General features: G+C 72.4%; 16 protein-coding genes. All 16 read left to right on the plus strand.

The annotated features are described in order from the left end of the window. Window positions 1-156 precede the first annotated feature (156 nt). Window positions 157-1,788 carry a UDP-N-acetylmuramoyl-L-alanyl-D-glutamate--2,6-diaminopimelate ligase gene (locus H9641_RS11900; protein WP_191804009.1) on the plus strand — a complete coding sequence of 544 codons (1,632 nt, stop codon included), beginning with the start codon at window positions 157-159 and terminating at the stop codon, window positions 1,786-1,788. Further along, window positions 1,785-3,188 (plus strand): UDP-N-acetylmuramoyl-tripeptide--D-alanyl-D-alanine ligase, encoded by a 1,404-nt coding sequence (locus H9641_RS11905; protein ID WP_191804011.1) that lies wholly within the window; start codon window positions 1,785-1,787, stop codon window positions 3,186-3,188. Before H9641_RS11900 ends, H9641_RS11905 begins: the two co-directional genes overlap by 4 nt. Beyond that, window positions 3,185-4,285, plus strand: coding sequence for a phospho-N-acetylmuramoyl-pentapeptide-transferase (gene mraY, locus H9641_RS11910; protein WP_191804013.1), 1,101 nt, complete (start codon window positions 3,185-3,187; stop codon window positions 4,283-4,285). Before H9641_RS11905 ends, mraY begins: the two co-directional genes overlap by 4 nt. Then, window positions 4,270-5,769, plus strand: a complete 1,500-nt coding sequence (murD, locus tag H9641_RS11915; RefSeq protein ID WP_191804015.1) for a UDP-N-acetylmuramoyl-L-alanine--D-glutamate ligase — start codon at window positions 4,270-4,272, stop codon at window positions 5,767-5,769. Before mraY ends, murD begins: the two co-directional genes overlap by 16 nt. 289 nt (window positions 5,770-6,058) lie before the next feature. After that, window positions 6,059-7,276, plus strand: coding sequence for a peptidoglycan glycosyltransferase FtsW (locus tag H9641_RS11920; protein ID WP_318244542.1), 1,218 nt, complete (start codon window positions 6,059-6,061; stop codon window positions 7,274-7,276). A gap of 106 nt (window positions 7,277-7,382) precedes the next feature. Beyond that, window positions 7,383-8,504 (plus strand): undecaprenyldiphospho-muramoylpentapeptide beta-N-acetylglucosaminyltransferase, encoded by a 1,122-nt coding sequence (murG, locus tag H9641_RS11925; protein ID WP_377616578.1) that lies wholly within the window; start codon window positions 7,383-7,385, stop codon window positions 8,502-8,504. Continuing rightward, window positions 8,501-10,000: a UDP-N-acetylmuramate--L-alanine ligase gene (gene murC, locus H9641_RS11930; RefSeq protein ID WP_191804019.1), complete on the plus strand. Its 1,500-nt coding sequence runs from the start codon at window positions 8,501-8,503 to the stop codon at window positions 9,998-10,000. The genes murG and murC overlap by 4 nt, the downstream gene beginning before the upstream one ends. Window positions 10,001-10,299: 299 nt before the next feature. Continuing rightward, window positions 10,300-11,112, plus strand: a complete 813-nt coding sequence (locus H9641_RS11935; protein ID WP_191804021.1) for a cell division protein FtsQ/DivIB — start codon at window positions 10,300-10,302, stop codon at window positions 11,110-11,112. A 242-nt stretch (window positions 11,113-11,354) separates the two neighbouring features. Further along, a complete protein-coding gene (gene ftsZ, locus H9641_RS11940) occupies window positions 11,355-12,680 on the plus strand; it encodes a cell division protein FtsZ (RefSeq protein ID WP_191804023.1) in 1,326 nt (441 codons plus the stop codon). Window positions 12,681-12,684: 4 nt separating this feature from the next. Beyond that, a complete protein-coding gene (locus H9641_RS11945; RefSeq protein WP_318244543.1) occupies window positions 12,685-13,470 on the plus strand; it encodes a polyphenol oxidase family protein in 786 nt (261 codons plus the stop codon). A 143-nt stretch (window positions 13,471-13,613) separates the two neighbouring features. After that, window positions 13,614-14,099, plus strand: coding sequence for a cell division protein SepF (locus tag H9641_RS11950; RefSeq protein ID WP_056648854.1), 486 nt, complete (start codon window positions 13,614-13,616; stop codon window positions 14,097-14,099). A 26-nt stretch (window positions 14,100-14,125) separates the two neighbouring features. Then, window positions 14,126-14,416, plus strand: a complete 291-nt coding sequence (locus H9641_RS11955) for a YggT family protein (RefSeq protein WP_191804025.1) — start codon at window positions 14,126-14,128, stop codon at window positions 14,414-14,416. A 166-nt stretch (window positions 14,417-14,582) separates the two neighbouring features. Continuing rightward, a complete protein-coding gene (locus H9641_RS11960; RefSeq protein ID WP_191804027.1) occupies window positions 14,583-15,239 on the plus strand; it encodes a DivIVA domain-containing protein in 657 nt (218 codons plus the stop codon). A gap of 162 nt (window positions 15,240-15,401) precedes the next feature. Further along, window positions 15,402-15,863 (plus strand): TraR/DksA family transcriptional regulator, encoded by a 462-nt coding sequence (locus H9641_RS11965; protein ID WP_191804029.1) that lies wholly within the window; start codon window positions 15,402-15,404, stop codon window positions 15,861-15,863. A 101-nt stretch (window positions 15,864-15,964) separates the two neighbouring features. Continuing rightward, the gene (locus H9641_RS11970; RefSeq protein ID WP_225220360.1) at window positions 15,965-16,756 is read left to right on the plus strand and encodes a signal peptidase II; all 792 of its coding nucleotides are present in this window, start codon (window positions 15,965-15,967) and stop codon (window positions 16,754-16,756) included. Then, a complete protein-coding gene (locus H9641_RS11975; RefSeq protein WP_191804034.1) occupies window positions 16,756-17,694 on the plus strand; it encodes an RluA family pseudouridine synthase in 939 nt (312 codons plus the stop codon). The genes H9641_RS11970 and H9641_RS11975 overlap by 1 nt, the downstream gene beginning before the upstream one ends. Window positions 17,695-17,748 lie beyond the last annotated feature (54 nt).

Here is a 17,748-nt window from a genome sequence, read left to right on the forward strand (position 1 = left end):
GCCGCACGGCGACCCCGAGGGGCCGTCCCGGCCCCTGGGCAGGCCGGCGGGAGTTCGGCGTACCCTGCCACGGCCGCGCGTGAAGGTCCCGTGAAGTACCGGGTCCGGGCCCACCAGCCGACCGGTGGGGACCACGATGCACGGTAAGTTCTACTCGTGACATCCCCGATCGACCGCCTTCGTCCCACCGCGTCCGCACACCACTCCGCTCAGGACCTCGCGACCACCTTCGAGCTCACGGTCGGCACCGGACGAACGGCCCCCGACGCCGGTCCCGGCGCGCTCGCGGGCGTCGAGATCTGGTCGGTGGCCTCGGACAACCGCGTGGTGGCCGACGGCGACCTCTTCGTCGCGCTGCCCGGTGCGAGCGCGCACGGCGCGACCTTCGCGAGCGGTGCGATCGACCGCGGCGCCCGCGCCGTCCTGACGGACCCGCGCGGTGCCCTCCTCCTCGACGAGGCGGGCGAGCGTCGGGTCCCGGTCCTCGTGACCGACGACCCCCGGAACCTCCTGGGCCCGGTCGCCGCCTGGGTCTACGGGGCGCCGGCCGAGCACCTGACGACGTTCGCCGTGACGGGCACCAACGGCAAGACCACGACGACGTACCTGATCGACCACGTCCTGCGTGCGCTGGGCTGGAAGGGCGGCCTGATCGGCACGGTCGAGATGCGCTCGGGCGACCGCGTGCTCCCGAGCCGGCTCACCACGCCGGAGGCCGCGGACCTGCAGGCTCTCCTGGCCACCATGCGCGAGGACGGCGTGGGCACGCTCGCGATGGAGGTCTCCTCGCACGCGCTGTCGCTGCACAGGGTCGACGGCATCGTCTTCGACGTGGCCGGGTTCACGAACCTGAGCCAGGACCATCTCGACTTCCACGGCGACCTCCAGGAGTACTTCGACGCCAAGGCCGCGCTGTTCACCCCGGAGCACGCCCGTCGCGGCGTCGTCGTCGTCGACGACGCCTGGGGCCGGCGCATGACCGAGGCGGCGACGATCCCCGTCGCGACGCTGTCGGTGGCGGGCGAGCGGACGGACGCGGACTGGACGGTCACGGACGTGGTCGCCGACGGCGCGGCCGGCAGCGCGTTCACGCTGCGGCACCGCGACGGCCGGGAGATCCGCACGACGACGGCGCTGCCCGGGGGCTTCAACGTCGCCAACGCGGCGCTCGCCCTCGCCATGGTCCTCGAGGCGGGAGCGGACGTGCGCGACGTGCGCGCCGCGCTCGAGGCCGCAGGCGGTGTCAGCGCGGCCGTCCCCGGACGCATGGAGGTCGTGGGCACGTCCCCCCGCGTCGTGGTGGACTTCGCGCACAACACCGACGCGCTCTCGCTCGCGCTGGCCGCGCTGCGTCCCACGACCGAGGGGCGCCTGGTCGTGGTGTTCGGTGCCACGGGTGACCGCGACAAGGGCAAGCGCCCGCGCATGGGCGCGGTCGCGGTCGAGGGCGCCGACGTCGTCGTCGTGACCGACGACGACCCGCACGGCGAGGACCCGGCCTCGATCCGTGCCGAGGTGCTCGCCGGGGCGCTCGCCGCGCGGGACGTGGCGGACGGTGCGCACGCACCGGGCGTGCCGGCGAGGACAGTGACCGAGGTCGCGCCCCGGGCCGCCGCGATCCGTGACACGATCCGGGAGGCCGGTCCGCAGGACACGGTGCTGATCGCCGGCAGGGGCCACGAGGTCTGGCAGGAGATCGCCGGGGTGGACCATGCCCTGGACGACAGGGTGGAGGCGCGGGCCGCACTGGCCGAGCGCGACGAGACGACGAAGGAGCACGGAGCATGATCGAGCTGACTGCGGCGGAGGTCGCCGCAGCGACCGGAGGACGGCTCGCCGCCGACCCGGACGTGAGGGTGACCGGCTCGGTCGTCATCGACTCCCGGCTCGCGGGACCCGGAGCGCTCTTCGTGGCGCTGCCCGGTGAGCACGTCGACGGGCACGACTACGTCCCCGTCGCTGTCGGCAACGGCGCTGCGCTCGTCCTGGCGGCCCGTGACGTCGACGCCCCCGCCGTCGTGGTCGAGGACGTCCAGGTCGCCCTCGGGGCCCTTGCGCGTGAGGTCCTGCGCCGGTTGCGCTCGACCGGCGACGTCAAGGTGGTCGGCATCACCGGCTCGGTCGGCAAGACGACCACCAAGGACCTCCTCGGGCAGCTCCTGACGCCGCACGGGCCGACCGTCGTGCCGCGCGGCTCGTTCAACAACGAGATCGGCCTGCCGCTCACGGTGCTCGAGGCCGACGCCTCGACCCGTTTCCTCGTCCTCGAGATGGGGGCCAGCGGCATCGGTCACCTGACCTACCTGACGCAGATCGCGCCGCCCGACGTCTCGGTCGTCCTCGCCGTGGGCAGCGCCCACCTGGGCGAGTTCGGCGGGATCGAGGCCGTGGCCACGGCCAAGGCCGAGATCGTCGCGGGGCTCGCCCCGGGCGGTACCGCGGTCCTCAACGCCGACGACCTGCGGGTCGTCGCGATGGCCGGCGCCGCGCCGGGCCCGGTCGTGACGTTCGGGACCATCCCCACGGCGGACGTGCGCGCCGAGAACATCGGCATGGACCGCTCGGGCTGCGCGTCGTTCGACCTGCGCGTGCGCGGTGCCGAGCCCGTCACCCACCCGGTCCAGCTCCGCCTCGTGGGCGAGCACCACATCTCCAACGCGCTCGCGGCGGCCGCCGCGGCGATCCAGGTGGGGATCGACGCGGGGACGGTCGCGGCGGGCCTGAACCAGGCCACTGCTGTCAGCCCGCACCGCATGGCGGTCACGCAGCGCCCCGACGGCATCACGGTGATCGACGACTCCTACAACGCGAACCCCGACTCGATGCGCGCGGCTCTCAAGGCGCTCGCGGTCATGGCAGGGCGCGAGCGGCGGTCGGTCGCGGTCCTGGGCGAGATGCTGGAACTCGGGCCCGACTCGCGCGCCGCTCACGACGAGATCGGCCGTCTCGTGGTCCGATTGAACATCAAGCTGCTCGTCGTGGTCGGTGACGGTGCCGGCGGCATCCACGACGGCGCCACCCAAGAGGGGTCCTGGGGCGATGAGACTCGGTTCGTACCTGACGTCGAGGCGGCCTCCGCGCTGCTGCGTGACGAGCTCCTTCCCGGCGACGTGGTCCTGGTGAAGTCCTCGAACGGCTCGGGCCTGTGGCGCCTGGGCGACGAGCTCGCGGGCGAGGTGCGCGCATGATCGCGATCCTCGTCTCCGCGTGCGTCTCGCTGCTCGTCGCGCTCCTGGGCACCCCGCTCTTCATCAAGTTCCTGATCCGTCGCAACTACGGCCAGTTCGTCCGCCAGGACGGCCCGACGGCGCACTTCACCAAGCGTGGGACGCCCACCATGGGCGGGGTCGTCATCATCGGGGCGACCCTGATCGGCTGGGCGATGTCCTACGTCGTGTCCTCGATCGTGTCGGAGACGCCCCGGACCCCGAGCATCTCGGCGATCCTGGTGCTCTTCCTCATGACCGGTCTGGGGCTCGTCGGGTTCTTCGACGACTTCACCAAGATCCGCAAGCAACGGAGCCTCGGCCTCTCGCCGCGCGCCAAGATCATCGGCCAGGGCATCGTGGGCATCACGTTCGCGGTGCTGGCCCTGCAGTTCCCCAACGAGAACTTCCGCACGCCGGCCTCGACGCACATCTCGTTCCTGCGGGACACCAACCTGGACCTGGCCTTCGCGGGGGCGACGATCGGTCTGATCCTGTTCGTGCTCTGGGCCAACTTCCTCATCACGGCGTGGTCGAACGCGGTCAACCTGACGGACGGGCTCGACGGCCTGGCCACGGGGGTCTCGATCATCGTCTTCGGCTCCTACATCCTCGTGAGCATCTGGCAGCTCAACCAGAGCTGCCAGGTCATCGAGGCCGCAGGGCCTCGCTGCTACGAGGTCCGTGATCCGCAGGACCTCGCGATCGTCGCGGCCGCGATCATGGGCGCGTGCGTCGGGTTCCTGTGGTGGAACGCGAGCCCCGCGAAGATCTTCATGGGCGACACGGGGTCCCTCGCCCTCGGCGGCGCCCTGGCCGGTCTGACGATCCTGTCCCGCACCGAGATCCTCGCGGTCATCATCGGCGGGCTGTTCGTCCTCATCGTGCTCTCCGACGTGATCCAGATCGGCTACTTCAAGATGACGGGCAAACGCGTCTTCAAGATGGCCCCGCTGCACCACCACTTCGAGCTCTCGGGCTGGGGAGAGGTCACGATCGTCATCAGGTTCTGGCTGATCGCCGGGCTGTTCGCGGGGCTCGGCCTCGGGATCTTCTACGCCGAATGGGTGGTCAGCTAGTGCCGGAGGACTCCGTCCCCTCTCCTGCTCCGCTCGGCCTGGCCGTCCCGTGGGCACAGGCCCGGGTCCTGGTCGCGGGGCTCGGGGTCTCCGGGCGCGCGGCCGTCCGGGCGTTGCGCGACGCGGCGAAGGTGGCCTCGGTCCTCACGGTGGACCGTTCGGCGTCCGACGCCGACGTGCAGGGCGAGTCGGGTGTGGACCTGGGCCAGGTCGACCTGGTCGTCGCCTCCCCGGGGTGGGCGCCGTCGTCGGCCCTGCTGGTCGCCGCACGCGAGGCGGGCGTGCCCGTCTGGAGCGAGGTCGAGCTGGCCTGGGCGCTGCGCGTCCCGCGCGCGGACGGGTCGTACGCGCCGTGGCTCGCGGTCACGGGGACGAACGGCAAGACCACCACGGTCGAGATGCTGGCCTCGATCCTGACCGCGGCCGGCCTCCGGACGGCGGCCGTGGGCAACGTCGGCACCCCCGTGGTCGTCGCCGCGCTCGATCCGGGGCTGGACGTCCTCGCGGTCGAGCTCTCGAGCTTCCAGCTGCACTTCACGCACAGCATGTCGGTCCAGGCGGGGGCCGTCCTCAACGTCGCGGCGGACCACCTCGACTGGCACGGCTCGCTCGACGCCTACGCCGCGGACAAGGGCCGCATCTACGAGCGCGCCCAGGTCGCGTGCGTCTACAACGTCGCCGACCCTCGCACCGAGCACCTCGTCCGCGAGGCGGACGTGCTCGAGGGGGCTCGTGCGATCGGGTTCACGGTCGGAGCGCCTGCTCGCGCCCAGCTCGGGGTCATCGAGGACGTCCTCGTGGACCGCGCGTTCCACGCGGCGCCCGACGACCCGGCTCGCCACCGCAGCGCCCAGGAGCTCGCGACGTTCGCGGACCTGGCCCACCTCGCGGGTCCCGGGGGCACCGTCCCCGTCCACGTGGTCGCGGACGCGCTCGCGGCGGCGGCCCTCGCGCGCGCTCACGGCGTGAGCGCGCAGGCGGTCCGCGACGGCCTGCGCGCGTTCCGTCCGGGGGCGCACCGCATCCAGCGTGTCGCGGTGGTCGACGGCGTGACGTACGTCGACGACTCGAAGGCGACCAACCCGCACGCGGCCTCGGCCTCGCTCGGCGCCTACGAGGCCGGCACGGTGGTCTGGATCGCGGGCGGCCTCGCCAAGGGGGCGACGTACGACGAGCTCGTGCGCGCGCGTCTGTCCCGCCTGCGTGCCGTGGTGCTGATCGGCGCCGACCCGGCACCGATCGCGAGTGCACTGGCCCGACACGCACCCGACGTCCCCGTGGTCCGCATCGATCCCGGTGACACTGGGACGGTGATGCAGCGCGCCGTCGAAAGTGCCCGGGACCTGGCGGTCCCCGGGGACACCGTCCTGCTCGCCCCCGCCAGCGCGTCGATGGACCAGTTCTCGTCGTACGCCGCCCGGGGCGAGGCGTTCGCGCAGGCCGCACGGTCGTTGGTAGGCGCCGAGACCACGCTGGGAGGGTAGTCCGGTGGCCCAGACGACGAGCGGGCGCGGGCCTGCGCAGCGCTCGGCGGCGGGTCCTTCCCGGTCGAGCACCGCGGGCACGCCCCGCGCGAAGAGCCCGACCCCTCGGACGACGACGGGCTCGACGCCCTCCGGTGCGGGTCCCGGGCCGCGGCCGACCGCGACCGCGGCGACCGGCCTCCCCGTCAAGGGGGGGACCACCCGGTCGACCCGCACGCCGCGTCCCCGACCGCGCCCGGCCAGGACCTCGTCGAACGAGCGCGCGTGGCTCGGCCAGTGGGACAGCGCCGTGACGAGCTACTACCTGCTCGTCGGAGCGACCACGCTGCTCGCGATCATCGGCCTGGTCATGGTGCTCTCGAGCTCGGCGATCACGGAGATCGCGGCGGGCAAGTCGCCCTACGGCGCCTTCCTGACCCAGGCGCAGTTCGCGCTCATCGGTCTGCCCGTGCTGCTCGTCGCGAGCAGGCTCCCCACGAGCGTCTACCGGCACGGTGCATGGCCGCTGCTCATCTTCTCGCTGTGCCTCCAGCTCCTGATCTTCAGCCCGCTCGGTCACGAGGTCAACGGCAACCTGAACTGGATCAACTTCGGGTCGTTCTTCGTGCAGCCCTCCGAGCCGGCCAAGCTCGCCCTCGCGGTCTGGCTGGGCGTCGTGCTCGGTCGCAAGCAGCACCTGCTGGGCTCCTGGAAGCACGCGATCATCCCCGCGGTCCCCGGCGCGCTCCTGGTCATGGGGCTGGTCCTCGCGGGGCACGACCTGGGCACCATGCTCGTGATCCTGATCCTCGTGGCGGGCGCGTTCTTCGTCGCGGGCGTCGACTGGAAGCTCCTCGCCCTGGCAGGGGCCGGAGCGGCGACCGTGGTCGTGGTCGGGTTCGTCGCGATGCAGCAGAACGCGAACCGCATGAACCGGCTCCTCGCGACGTACACGAACGTGTGCGACACCGCGGACGCCAACGCCGGCTCGAGCGTCTGCTACCAGACGGTCCACGGCCTCTGGGCGCTCGGGACGGGCGGGTTCGGCGGGGTCGGTCTCGGGGCGAGCCGCGAGAAGTGGAGCTACCTGCCCGAGGCCCACAACGACTTCATCTTCTCGGTCATCGGCGAGGAGCTCGGTCTGCTCGGCACGCTCCTGGTCCTCGCGCTGTTCGCGGTGCTCGGGCTGGCCATGAGCCGTGTGATCCGCCGTCACCCCGACCCGTTCGTGAAGATCACGACCGCCGGCATCGCGTGCTGGATCGTGGGTCAGGCGTTCATCAACATCGGTGTGGTCATCGGCGTGATCCCGGTCATCGGGGTGCCGCTGCCGCTCGTCTCCTCGGGCGGGTCCGCACTGATCACGACCATGGCGGCCCTCGGCGTCGTGATCTCGTTCGCGCGCAACGAGCCCGGTGCCAAGGAGGCGTTCGCCGCGCGGGGCAGCGTCGTGCGCAAGTCGCTCGCCGTCGTCGGGCAGGCAGGGCGTCGCGCGCTGCCGGGGCGTCGGCGCGCCCAGTCCCGATGACTCGGCCCTGCCGTGCGCCCGTGGGCGCGCGGCGCCCCCAGAACTTCTCGGCCCCCGGGTCCTCCGGGGACGACAGCAACAGCAAGGACAGGTGACGAGGTACGTGGTGAGTTCTTCTCTCGGTTCGGTGGTGCTCGCGGGCGGCGGGACGGCGGGGCACGTGAACCCGCTGCTCGCGGTGGCGGACGAGCTGCGCGAGCGCAACCCCGGGGCGGTCGTCACGGTGCTCGGGACGGAGAGCGGCCTCGAGGCCGACCTGGTCCCGGCGCGCGGGTACCCCTTGCGCTTCGTGCCCAAGGTGCCGCTGCCGCGGCGCCCGAGCGGTGAGTGGGTCGCCCTGCCGGGCAAGCTCAAGTCGGCCGTGGAGGCGGCCGGTGCCGTGATCGACGAGACGCGGGCAGAGGTCGTCGTGGGCTTCGGCGGGTACGTCTCGACGCCCGCCTACCTCGCGGCGCACCGCCGCGGGGTACCGATCGTGATCCACGAGCAGAACGCCCGGCCGGGACTGGCCAACCGTGCGGGCGCACGGTGGGCGAAGTACGTCGCCGTCACGTTCGACGGCACGCCGCTCAAGGGCGGGATCGTCACGGGTCTGCCGCTGCGCTGGGAGATCGCGGACCTGATCCGCGACCGTTCGGTCGACGCGGCGACGGTCCGGACCAACGCCGCGGCCGCGCTCGGGCTCGACCCGGCGCGCCCGACGGTCGTCGTCACGGGTGGTTCGCTGGGCGCGCAGAGCGTCAACGAGGCGGTCGCCGGGGCGGCCCGCGCGGTCCTCGCGACGGGCGCGCAGGTCCTGCACCTGACGGGCAAGGGCAAGGCCGACGCGGTGCGCGAGGTCGTGGGCGGTCTGCCCGGGTACGACGTGCGTGAGTACCTGTCGGCGATGCACCTGGCGTACGCGGTCGCCGACCTGGTCGTGTGCCGTTCGGGCGCCGGGACGGTCAGCGAGCTCGCGGCCCTGGGCATCCCGGCGGTGTACGTGCCGCTGCCGATCGGCAACGGTGAGCAGCGCCTGAACGCCGCACCGCTCGTGCGGGCGGGCGGCGGGATCCTGGTCGACGACGACGAGTTCACCTCGGCCTGGGTGGCCACGAACCTTCCAGGTCTGGTGGGCGACGCCGAGCGTCTGCGGACCATGGCGGCGCTCGCGTCGCGCGCGGGCATGCAGGACGCGACGTCGCGCGTCGCGGACCTCGTCGAGAAGGCTGCGGGGGTGTCCCGATGACGGACGACGGCGCGACGGTGCGGTCGGCGCCCCCTGCGCTCTCGGAGCTCGGGACGGTCCACCTGATCGGCATCGGCGGCGCGGGGATGTCGGTCGTGGCCCGTCTGCTCGCGGCCCGCGGGGTGCGGGTGCAGGGTTCGGACGCCAAGGGCAGCGCCGTGGTGGACGCGCTGCGGGCGGACGGCGTCCTGATGCACGTCGGGCACGCGGCGGAGAACGTCGAGGGCGCGGACACGCTCGTCCTGTCGAGCGCGGTCCGTCCCGACAACCCGGAGCTGGTCGCGGCGCGGGCCGCTGGCCTGCGCGTGCTGCACCGCTCGGAGGCGCTCGCCGCGCTCATGGCGCAGGGGCGCTCGGTCGCGGTCGCGGGCGCGCACGGCAAGACCACGACGTCGGCCATGATCGCCACGACCCTGCGGTCGGCGGGGCTCGACCCGTCGTTCGCGATCGGCGGCTCGGTCATCACGAGCGACGGCGCGATCCCGGGCGGGCGGCTGGGCTCGGGCGACGTGCTGGTCGCCGAGGCCGACGAGTCGGACGGCTCGTTCCTCAACTACGCGCCGACGATCGCGGTCGTGCTGAACGTCGAGCCCGACCACCTGGACCACTACGGGTCGCGCGAGGCGTTCGAGCAGGCGTTCGTGGACTTCGCGGCACGCATCGTGCCCGGCGGCCACCTGGTCGCGTGCGCCGACGACCCGGGGGCGCTCGCGCTCGCGCAGGCGCACCGCGCGGCGGGCGGCAGCGTCGTCACGTACGGGACGTCGCCGGGCAGCGACGTGCTGCTGGCGGACGTCCGGCCCGACGGCGCCGCGGGGGTGGCCGCTCGGCTCACCGTCGCGGTGGAGTCGTCGGGTGCGTCCACCACGACGACCGGGCCGCTCGAGCTGCGCCTGCACGTCCCGGGCGCGCACAACGCCCTGAACGCCGCCGCCGCGGTCGCGACGGCCGTCCTCCTGGGCGTCGCGCCGGAGCGGGCCGTCGCGGGGGTCGGCGAGTTCCTCGGCACGGGCCGCCGGTTCGAGGCGCAGGGCGAGGCCGGCGGGGTGCGGGTCGTCGACGACTACGCCCACCACCCGACCGAGGTCGCCGCGCTCCTGACGGCCGCTCGACCCGTGGCCGCCGGGGGGCGCGTCCTGGTCCTGTTCCAGCCGCACCTGTTCTCGCGGACGAGGCTGTTCGCGCAGGAGTTCGCCGACGCGCTGGCCCTCGCGGACGACGTCGTCGTGACGGGTGTCTACGCGGCGCGAGAGGACCTGGACCCGGACACCGGTTCGTGGACGATCGTGGACCGGATGCCCACGGGCACCGCGCGGGGCGTCGAGGACCGTGTCGAGGCCGCGCGTGCCGTCGCGGCTGCCGCGCGGCCCGGCGACCTGGTCCTCACGGTCGGCGCGGGGGACGTGACCGAGCTCGGCGCCGTGATCCTCGACGCCCTCGTGGCAGGTGCCGCGGCCGCGGACGGCGACGCGACGTCCCCGGGGGCCGAGGGCTGATGAGACCGCCCTCCCGGCCGCGTCCTGCGACCCCGCGACCGGCACCTCGGGGCGCGCGGGACGCTCAGGCGCGCCCGGGGACGGAGCGGGTCGCGGCGCCGGACGAGACGCTGGTCGGGGATCCCGCCGCTCGCGGGACCTCGCGCGACCGGGACGCTCGCCACGACACCCGTCGTGAGCCGCGTCCGGCCCGCGCCGGGCAGGACGAGACCCTCACGCAGCCCCTCGAGCTCCAGGGCCAGGAGCTCGTCCCGGTCAGCCCCTCTCGACCGCTGCCCCGGAAGCCCGGTGGCCGTCCCGTGACGGGACAGGTCCCGGTGCCGCCGTCGGGGGGCGCGGGCAGCAGGTCGACCGCGCGGCCGACCGACAGGGTCGTCTCGACCGGCATGGCCGACCGGCTCGCGGAGAAGGCGGCCATGCGCCGCCACCGCGTGCGACGCACGATCCTGATCTGGGTCGCCTCGGTGCTCGCGGTCGCGGCCGTCGCCTGGGTCGTCCTGTTCTCCCCGGTCCTCGGCACGGACCCCGAGAAGATCGAGATCACGGGGGAGGGGACCGTGATCGACGTCGCACAGGTGCAGCAGGTCGTGTCGGGTGTGTCGGACGTGCCTCTGCCGCGCGTCGACACGATCGGGCTGCGCGAGCAGATCCTGTCCCTGAACGGCGTGCGGGACGTCACGATCCTGCGGGAGTGGCCCGACGGGCTGAGCGTGACCCTCGAGTCGAGGGAGCCCGTGGCCGCGGTGCCGCACGACGGGTCCTACGTGCTGCTCGACCGCGACGGCGTCCAGGTGCAGACCGTCGAGGCCGTGCCCGAGGGGATCCCCGAGATCGGGGTCAGCCTGGACGACGAGGGGGCCCGGTCGTTGCGTGCCGCGCGCATCGTGCTCAACGCGCTCCCGCCCGAGCTGCGGGCCGAGGTCGCCGAGGTCACGGCGGGGACGCAGGACGCGGTCGAGATGAGGCTGCGCGACGGCGCGGTCGTGGAGTGGGGCAACGGCGAGGACGCGGCCCTCAAGGTCAAGGTGCTGCAGACCCTGAGGTCGTTGCCGGAGAACCAGGGCGTGACGCTCTACGACGTGTCGGCCCCCACGATGCCGATCACCCGATGACCGGGGCCCGGGCCCTGGGGGAGGGCCTCGCCGGGGGCTCGCGGACGTCGGTCGGGGACCCGTGGCCGTCGATGGCACCGGGGTGAGACATGGCCCACGCGGCAGGTTTTCGCCGACACGCGCGGGCGGGTCGTTGATAGGACCAGGGCGGGCACCTACCGTCGACACAGCACAACCTGACATAACTATAACCCTCTAGTTGAGGGTGAAGGTTGAGGGCTACAGGATCGAGAGGCATTGACGTGGCAACTCCGCAGAACTACCTAGCAGTGATCAAGGTGGTCGGCATCGGCGGTGGTGGCGTGAACGCCGTCAACCGGATGATCGAGGTCGGTCTCAAGGGCGTCGAGTTCATCGCCATCAACACCGACGCGCAGGCGCTGCTGATGTCCGACGCGGACGTCAAGCTCGACGTCGGGCGCGAGCTCACGCGTGGGCTGGGCGCCGGTGCGGATCCCGAGGTCGGCAAGAAGGCCGCCGAGGACCACGCCGAGGAGATCGAGGACGTCCTGCGCGGCGCCGACATGGTCTTCGTCACGGCCGGTGAGGGCGGCGGGACCGGCACGGGCGGTGCGCCGGTCGTCGCGCGCATCGCGCGGTCGCTGGGAGCCCTGACCGTGGGTGTCGTCACGCGCCCCTTCACGTTCGAGGGCCGGCGCCGCTCGGTCCAGGCGGACCAGGGGATCGAGGCCCTGCGCAACGAGGTCGACACCCTTATCGTCATCCCGAACGACCGGCTCCTGTCGATGTCGGACCGCAGCGTCTCGGCGCTCGACGCGTTCCACTCGGCGGACCAGGTCCTGCTCTCGGGTGTCCAGGGCATCACCGACCTCATCACGACCCCCGGTCTGATCAACCTCGACTTCGCCGACGTGAAGTCGGTCATGCAGGGGGCGGGCAGCGCCCTCATGGGCATCGGCTCGGCACGGGGCGAGGACCGCGCGGTCCAGGCCGCGGAGCTCGCGATCTCCTCGCCGCTGCTCGAGGCCAGCATCGACGGCGCCCACGGCGTCCTCCTCTCGATCCAGGGCGGCTCGGACCTCGGGCTCTTCGAGATCAACGAGGCGGCGCGACTGGTCCACGAGGCCGCGCACACCGAGGCGAACATCATCTTCGGTGCCGTGATCGACGACGCGCTGGGCGACGAGGTCCGCGTGACCGTCATCGCCGCAGGCTTCGACGGCGGCACGCCCCAGGTCCGCAAGGACTCGCGGGCTCCTGGGCAGCTCGCCGGGGCGCCCGCGGCGCAGCCGGCACAGCCCGTCCAGGCCCAGCGCCCAGTCGCGGTGCCGACCACCACGGGCAGCCACACGCTGCCCCGTCCGGTCGTCCCCATCGCCTCGGAGCCCGACGACGTCCCGGTCACCTTCGGCGGCGGGGCGGCTCAGGTCTCGGCCGGCTACCCGGCGGCGATCCCGACGTTCAGCGTCGTCCCCAGCGAGGACAACCAGAACGCGGAGCAGCCCGCGGCCGAGCGGTCGGCACAGGTCGAGGTGCCTCGCCTCTACGACGAGGAGCCCGTCCGTCGCAAGGTCGAGGAGCTCGACGTCCCCGACTTCCTCAAGTAGCGCCGTGCTCGATCCTGCACTCCCCGCACCCCCGGTTCTCGAGGTCGACCTCGGGCCGGGGGTGCGTGCTGCGTTCACGACCCGTGCGGGCGGGACCTCGCCCGCGCCGTGGGACGGTCTCAACCTCGGCCTCGGGGTCCAGGACGATGCCGAGCGTGTCCTCGTCCATCGTCAGGCGGTCGGCCGGTGGCTCGGAGCGCCCCTCGTCTTCGGGACCCAGGTCCACGGCGTCGAGGTGCGGGTGCTCTCGGGCCAGGACCGGGCGTCGCGGAGCGCGACCGGCGCGGGGGCCGAGACGTGCGGTGAGTACGACGCGCTCGTCACCGCCTCGCGTGGTCTGGGGCTCGGGGTGCTCGTCGCCGACTGCGTCCCGGTGCTCCTCGCGGACGCCGAGGCAGGTGTCGTCGGGGTCGCGCACGCGGGCCGGCAAGGACTGGCCGAAGGGGTCGTCGGCACCGTGCTCGGGGCGCTCGTCGCCCAGGGTGCGCGGACCGAGAAGCTGCGAGCCGTCGTCGGCCCCTCCGCGTGCGGGCGCTGCTACGAGGTGCCCGCGGACCTGCGCGACGAGGTCGCGTCCGGGCGTCCGGCCACCGCGTCCACGACCAGCTGGGGCACTCCTGCGCTCGACCTGCCGGCCGGGGTCGTCGCCGACCTGCGCGCCGCCGGGGTCGCCGACGTCGTCCCGACCGAGATCTGCACCCTCGAGGACCACCGGTTTTACTCGCACCGTCTCGCGACGCGCGCCGGTGTCACGACGGGCCGGTTCGCCGGGGTCGTGGCCCTCGTCTGACCCTGCGCGCGGTGCCGACGTGCCGTTTCTCACCCTCGAGCCTGTTGACCTTTCCCGGGCGTGTCGCATCCTGCCGGTCTCCGGGGCTGGGCTAGCGTGCAAAGCACGGAACCAGCAGTCGACATGAGGACGGAGAGAGGGCGATGGCCGGAGCGCTTCGCAAGACCATGCTTTACCTGGGCCTCGCTGATGATCGAGGCGAGGACGAGCAGGAAGAGTTCATCGACGAGTACGACGACTTGGGGGCCGACGTGCCGCACGACTACCAGGCTCAGGTGACCCCACTGCACCGTACGGTCGCCCCACGAGAGGTACCCCAGACGAGCATGTCAGCCGCAGAGCTGCGCCGGATCACGACTGTGCACCCGCGCTCCTACAACGACGCCCGCGTCATCGGGGAAGCCTTCCGCGGTGGCACGCCGGTCATCATGAACCTCTCCGACATGGACGACGCCGACGCCAAGCGCCTGGTCGACTTCTCCGCCGGTCTCATCTTCGGTCTGCACGGCGCCATCGAGCGGGTGACCAACAAGGTCTTCCTGCTCTCGCCCGAGCACGTCGAGATCACCGGTGAGGAGCAGACCCCGGAGCCTCCCGTGACCCGGGCCGGCTTCTACAACCAGAGCTGACCGCGGGATCTGGCACAGTTGACCCCGTGACATTCGTCTTCGCTCTGCTGGCATTCGTCCTCGGTCTCTATCTCATCGTGCTGATCGGTCGCGTGGTCTTCGACTGGGTGCAGGTCTTCGCCCGGGACTGGCGTCCGCGCGGCGTGATGCTCGTCCTGGCCGAGGCCATCTACACGCTGACGGACCCGCCGTTGCGTGCACTGCGCAAGGTCATCCCACCGCTGACCCTCGGTCAGGTGCGGCTGGACCTCGCATTCATCGTGCTGTTCCTCGCGGTGTCGTTCCTGGCACAGTTCCTGAGGTACCTCGCTTCCTGAGGGCGCCTCCAAACACGTAGAAAACTGACAACCCGGCGGTCTTGACGCCGGCGCCCGCGCAGCGGGCGCCGGGCGAGGCCGCCTCCTCTGACAATCTCCGCTACTTTGGACTGTGGCGATCTCGAGATCGCTCGGACTGACGGCGCAAACGCATTGAGGTGAGACGATGGCACTGCTGACAGCAGAGGACATCCTGAACAAGAAGTTCTCCGCGACGAAGTTCCGCGAAGGATACGACGTCGAAGAGGTCGATGACTTCCTGGACGAGGTGGTGAGGACGCTCAACTCCGTGCAGGAGGAGAACGACGACCTCAAGACCAAGCTGGCTGCAGCAGAGCGACGCGTCGCAGAGCTCAGCCGCGCGGACGCCTCGGGTCCGGCCAAGCCTGCCGTGGTGGACGCCCCGGTGGCCCCCGAGCCCGCTCCGGTCGCGCCGATCTCGGCGGCGGTCACCGGCAAGCTGAACGGCGAGCCCGAGTCCGCGACCGGCATGCTCCAGCTCGCCCAGAAGCTGCACGACGACTACGTGCGCTCGGGCCAGCAGGAGGGTGACCGCCTCATCGCGGAAGCCAAGGAAGAGGGCACCCGGATCGTGCAGGAGGCCGAGGAGACCTCGCACCGCACGCTCTCCCAGCTCGAGCAGGAGCGTTCGCTCCTCGAGCGCAAGATCGACGAGCTGCGGCTCTTCGAGCGTGACTACCGCACGCGGCTCAAGAGCTACCTCCAGAACCTCATGGGGGACCTCGACAACCGAGGCAGTGCACTCCCGCCGCGCAGCGGCTCCGGCGCAGGTCGCTCGAGCGACCTGAGCGCGGGCATCTAGTCCGCCTGCCACCTGGCAGACGATCACACCAGGCGTGCGGACCTCGAGGTCACGCCGCCGGTCGGTCCGTCACGACGCACCACCCGGGTCCTCCGGCGTGGTGCGTTGTGCGTACCGGCGGGCGGCGTCTACTCTCACCGCAACTCGAACCGGAGGGGCGACATGACCAAGCTCAGTACCGCGACGCGCGCGGCAGTACGTCAGCAGTTCCCGCACCTAGCTCGCGACGTCAAGTCCTTCCCCGTGCGTGAGGGCGAAGAGCCGTGGACGCTCAAGGAGGCAGAGGAGCAGGCAGCGACCCTGCTCGAGGAGCGTGACCGTCTCGAGCGCGAGCTGGCCGAGGCGGACCAGGAGCTCTCGGAGCTCCTGCGGAACTCGGGGGACGGTGCCGGCGACGACCAGGCGGACTCCGGGTCCAGCGCGCTCGAGCGCGAGCAGGAGCTCACGCTCGTGAACAACACGCGCGACCTGCTCGAGCAGACCAAGCACGCCCTGGACCGGCTCGCGGCCGGGACCTACGCGACGTGCGAGGCGACCGGGCACCCGATCGGCAAGGCTCGCCTGCAGGCCTACCCGCGGGCGAACCTGTCGGTCGAGGCCAAGCAGCGCGAGGAGCGCCGCTGACGGGACTCCGCAGCACGCGAAGGCCGTCGTCCCGGGAGGACGACGGCCTTCGTCGTCCCCGGATCGTGGGGAGCCGGTCGGACATGGCAGACTTGCCGCCGATGCCATCGACTCCCTCTCCCCAGCAGCCCGTGCCCGCAGACCCGTCGCAGGGCGGCGCCGAGCCCGGGTCCGCGGCTCCCTCCACGGTCGTCCCGACACGTGCGGCCGCCACCTCGCGGCGCCTCGTCCTGTGGGTCGGGGTGCTCGCCGCTCTCGTGATCCTGGTCGACCAGGCCACCAAGATCTGGGCCGTCGCGCAGCTCGAGGGCGAGCCGACGATCGAGCTGCTCGGAAGGTGGCTCCACCTCACGTTCATCCGCAACGAGGGCGCGGCGCTCGGGATCGGTTCGGGGTACACCTGGATCCTCACGATCGTCGTCATCGTCGTGGTCGTGTTCATCCTGCGGAGCATGCGCAGGATCGGCTCGCGCGGCTGGGCCGTCGCCCTCGGGCTGCTGCTCGGTGGTGCGCTGGGCAACCTCATCGACCGGATCTTCCGTGCGCCCGGCGTGGCGCAGGGGCACGTGGTCGACTTCATCGGGTACGGCGACCTGTTCATCGGGAACGTCGCCGACATCGCGGTCGTGGGGGCCGCCGTGATGATCGCGATCCTCTCGATCCAGGGCATCGGCATCGACGGACAGCATCACTCGGCCGAGGGCGAGGCCTCGGAGACGTCCGCGGGGTCCGGAGCACCGGGGGCACCGGCCGTGCCCGAAGAGACGCCCGACGTGAAGCCCGAAGAGAAGGACGAGGTCCCCTCTGCGGCGGCGGGCCAGGCCGAGGCCACTCCGGACGAGAAGGACGCGGCCGAGGGGCCGGACGCTCCCACCACGAGGACGGTGTCCTGATGGCACAGGTCCGTGCGCTGCCGGTGCCCGACGGCCTCGCGGGCGAGCGCGTCGACGCGGCCCTGGCCCGTCTGCTCGGCCTGTCCCGCACCCGGGCGGCCGAGATCGCGGGCGACGGCGGGGTCCGCGTCGACGGACGGGAGGTCGGCAAGTCCGATCGCCTCGTCGCCGGGGCCTGGCTCGAGGTCGAGATCCCGGACGAGCCCGACACGTCGAGCGTGCAGGTCGTCGCCGAGCCCGTGCCCGGCATGAAGATCGTGTACGACGACGACGACGTCGTGGTCATCGACAAGCCCGTGGGCGTCGCGGCCCACCCGTCGCCGGGCTGGACAGGGCCCACGGTCGTCGGCGCCCTGATCGCCGCGGGGTACCGGATCTCGACGTCGGGGGCGGCCGAGCGCCAGGGGATCGTGCACCGGCTCGACGTCGGCACCTCGGGGCTCATGGTCGTCGCCAAGAGCGAGCTCGCGTACTCGGTCCTCAAGCGCGCCTTCAAGGAGCGCACGGTCGAGAAGGTCTACCACGCGCTGGTCCAGGGGCACCCCGAGCCCACCACGGGCACCATCGACGCGCCGATCGGGCGCCACCCCTCGGCCGACTACAAGTTCGCGGTCGTGGCCGAGGGCAAGCCCTCGGTGACCCACTACGAGGTCCTCGAGATGCTCCCGGCGGCCTCGCTCGTCGAGGTGCACCTCGAGACGGGCCGGACCCACCAGATCCGCGTCCATTTCTCGGCGCTGCGCCACCCGTGCGTCGGCGACGTGACGTACGGGGCGGACCCGGTGCTGGCCAAGAAGGTCGGGCTCACGCGACAGTGGCTGCACGCGGTCCAGCTCGGGTTCGAGCACCCGTCGACGGGGCAGTGGACGCAGGTCACGAGCGAGTACCCGCAGGACCTGGCGCATGCGCTCGAGGTCGTGCGCGGGGCGTACTCCTGAGCGCCGCGTGCACGTGGCCCGCTGCGGGCCACCAGGACTTCGAGGAGGGCACAG

Source organism: Oerskovia merdavium (assembly GCF_014836755.1).
GTDB lineage: Bacteria > Actinomycetota > Actinomycetes > Actinomycetales > Cellulomonadaceae > Oerskovia > Oerskovia merdavium.

Bases quoted from the DNA above. Each gene is read 5' to 3' on its own strand.
- H9641_RS11965 (WP_191804029.1), top strand. From the start codon at position 15,402: ATGACCAAGCTCAGTACCGCGACGCGCGCGGCAGTACGTCAGCAGTTC.
- H9641_RS11970 (WP_225220360.1), top strand. From the start codon at position 15,965: ATGCCATCGACTCCCTCTCCCCAGCAGCCCGTGCCCGCAGACCCGTCG.
- murD (WP_191804015.1), top strand. From the start codon at position 4,270: ATGGGTGGTCAGCTAGTGCCGGAGGACTCCGTCCCCTCTCCTGCTCCG.
- H9641_RS11950 (WP_056648854.1), top strand. From the start codon at position 13,614: ATGGCCGGAGCGCTTCGCAAGACCATGCTTTACCTGGGCCTCGCTGAT.
- H9641_RS11905 (WP_191804011.1), top strand. From the start codon at position 1,785: ATGATCGAGCTGACTGCGGCGGAGGTCGCCGCAGCGACCGGAGGACGG.
- H9641_RS11975 (WP_191804034.1), top strand. From the start codon at position 16,756: ATGGCACAGGTCCGTGCGCTGCCGGTGCCCGACGGCCTCGCGGGCGAG.
- mraY (WP_191804013.1), top strand. From the start codon at position 3,185: ATGATCGCGATCCTCGTCTCCGCGTGCGTCTCGCTGCTCGTCGCGCTC.
- murC (WP_191804019.1), top strand. From the start codon at position 8,501: ATGACGGACGACGGCGCGACGGTGCGGTCGGCGCCCCCTGCGCTCTCG.
- H9641_RS11960 (WP_191804027.1), top strand. From the start codon at position 14,583: ATGGCACTGCTGACAGCAGAGGACATCCTGAACAAGAAGTTCTCCGCG.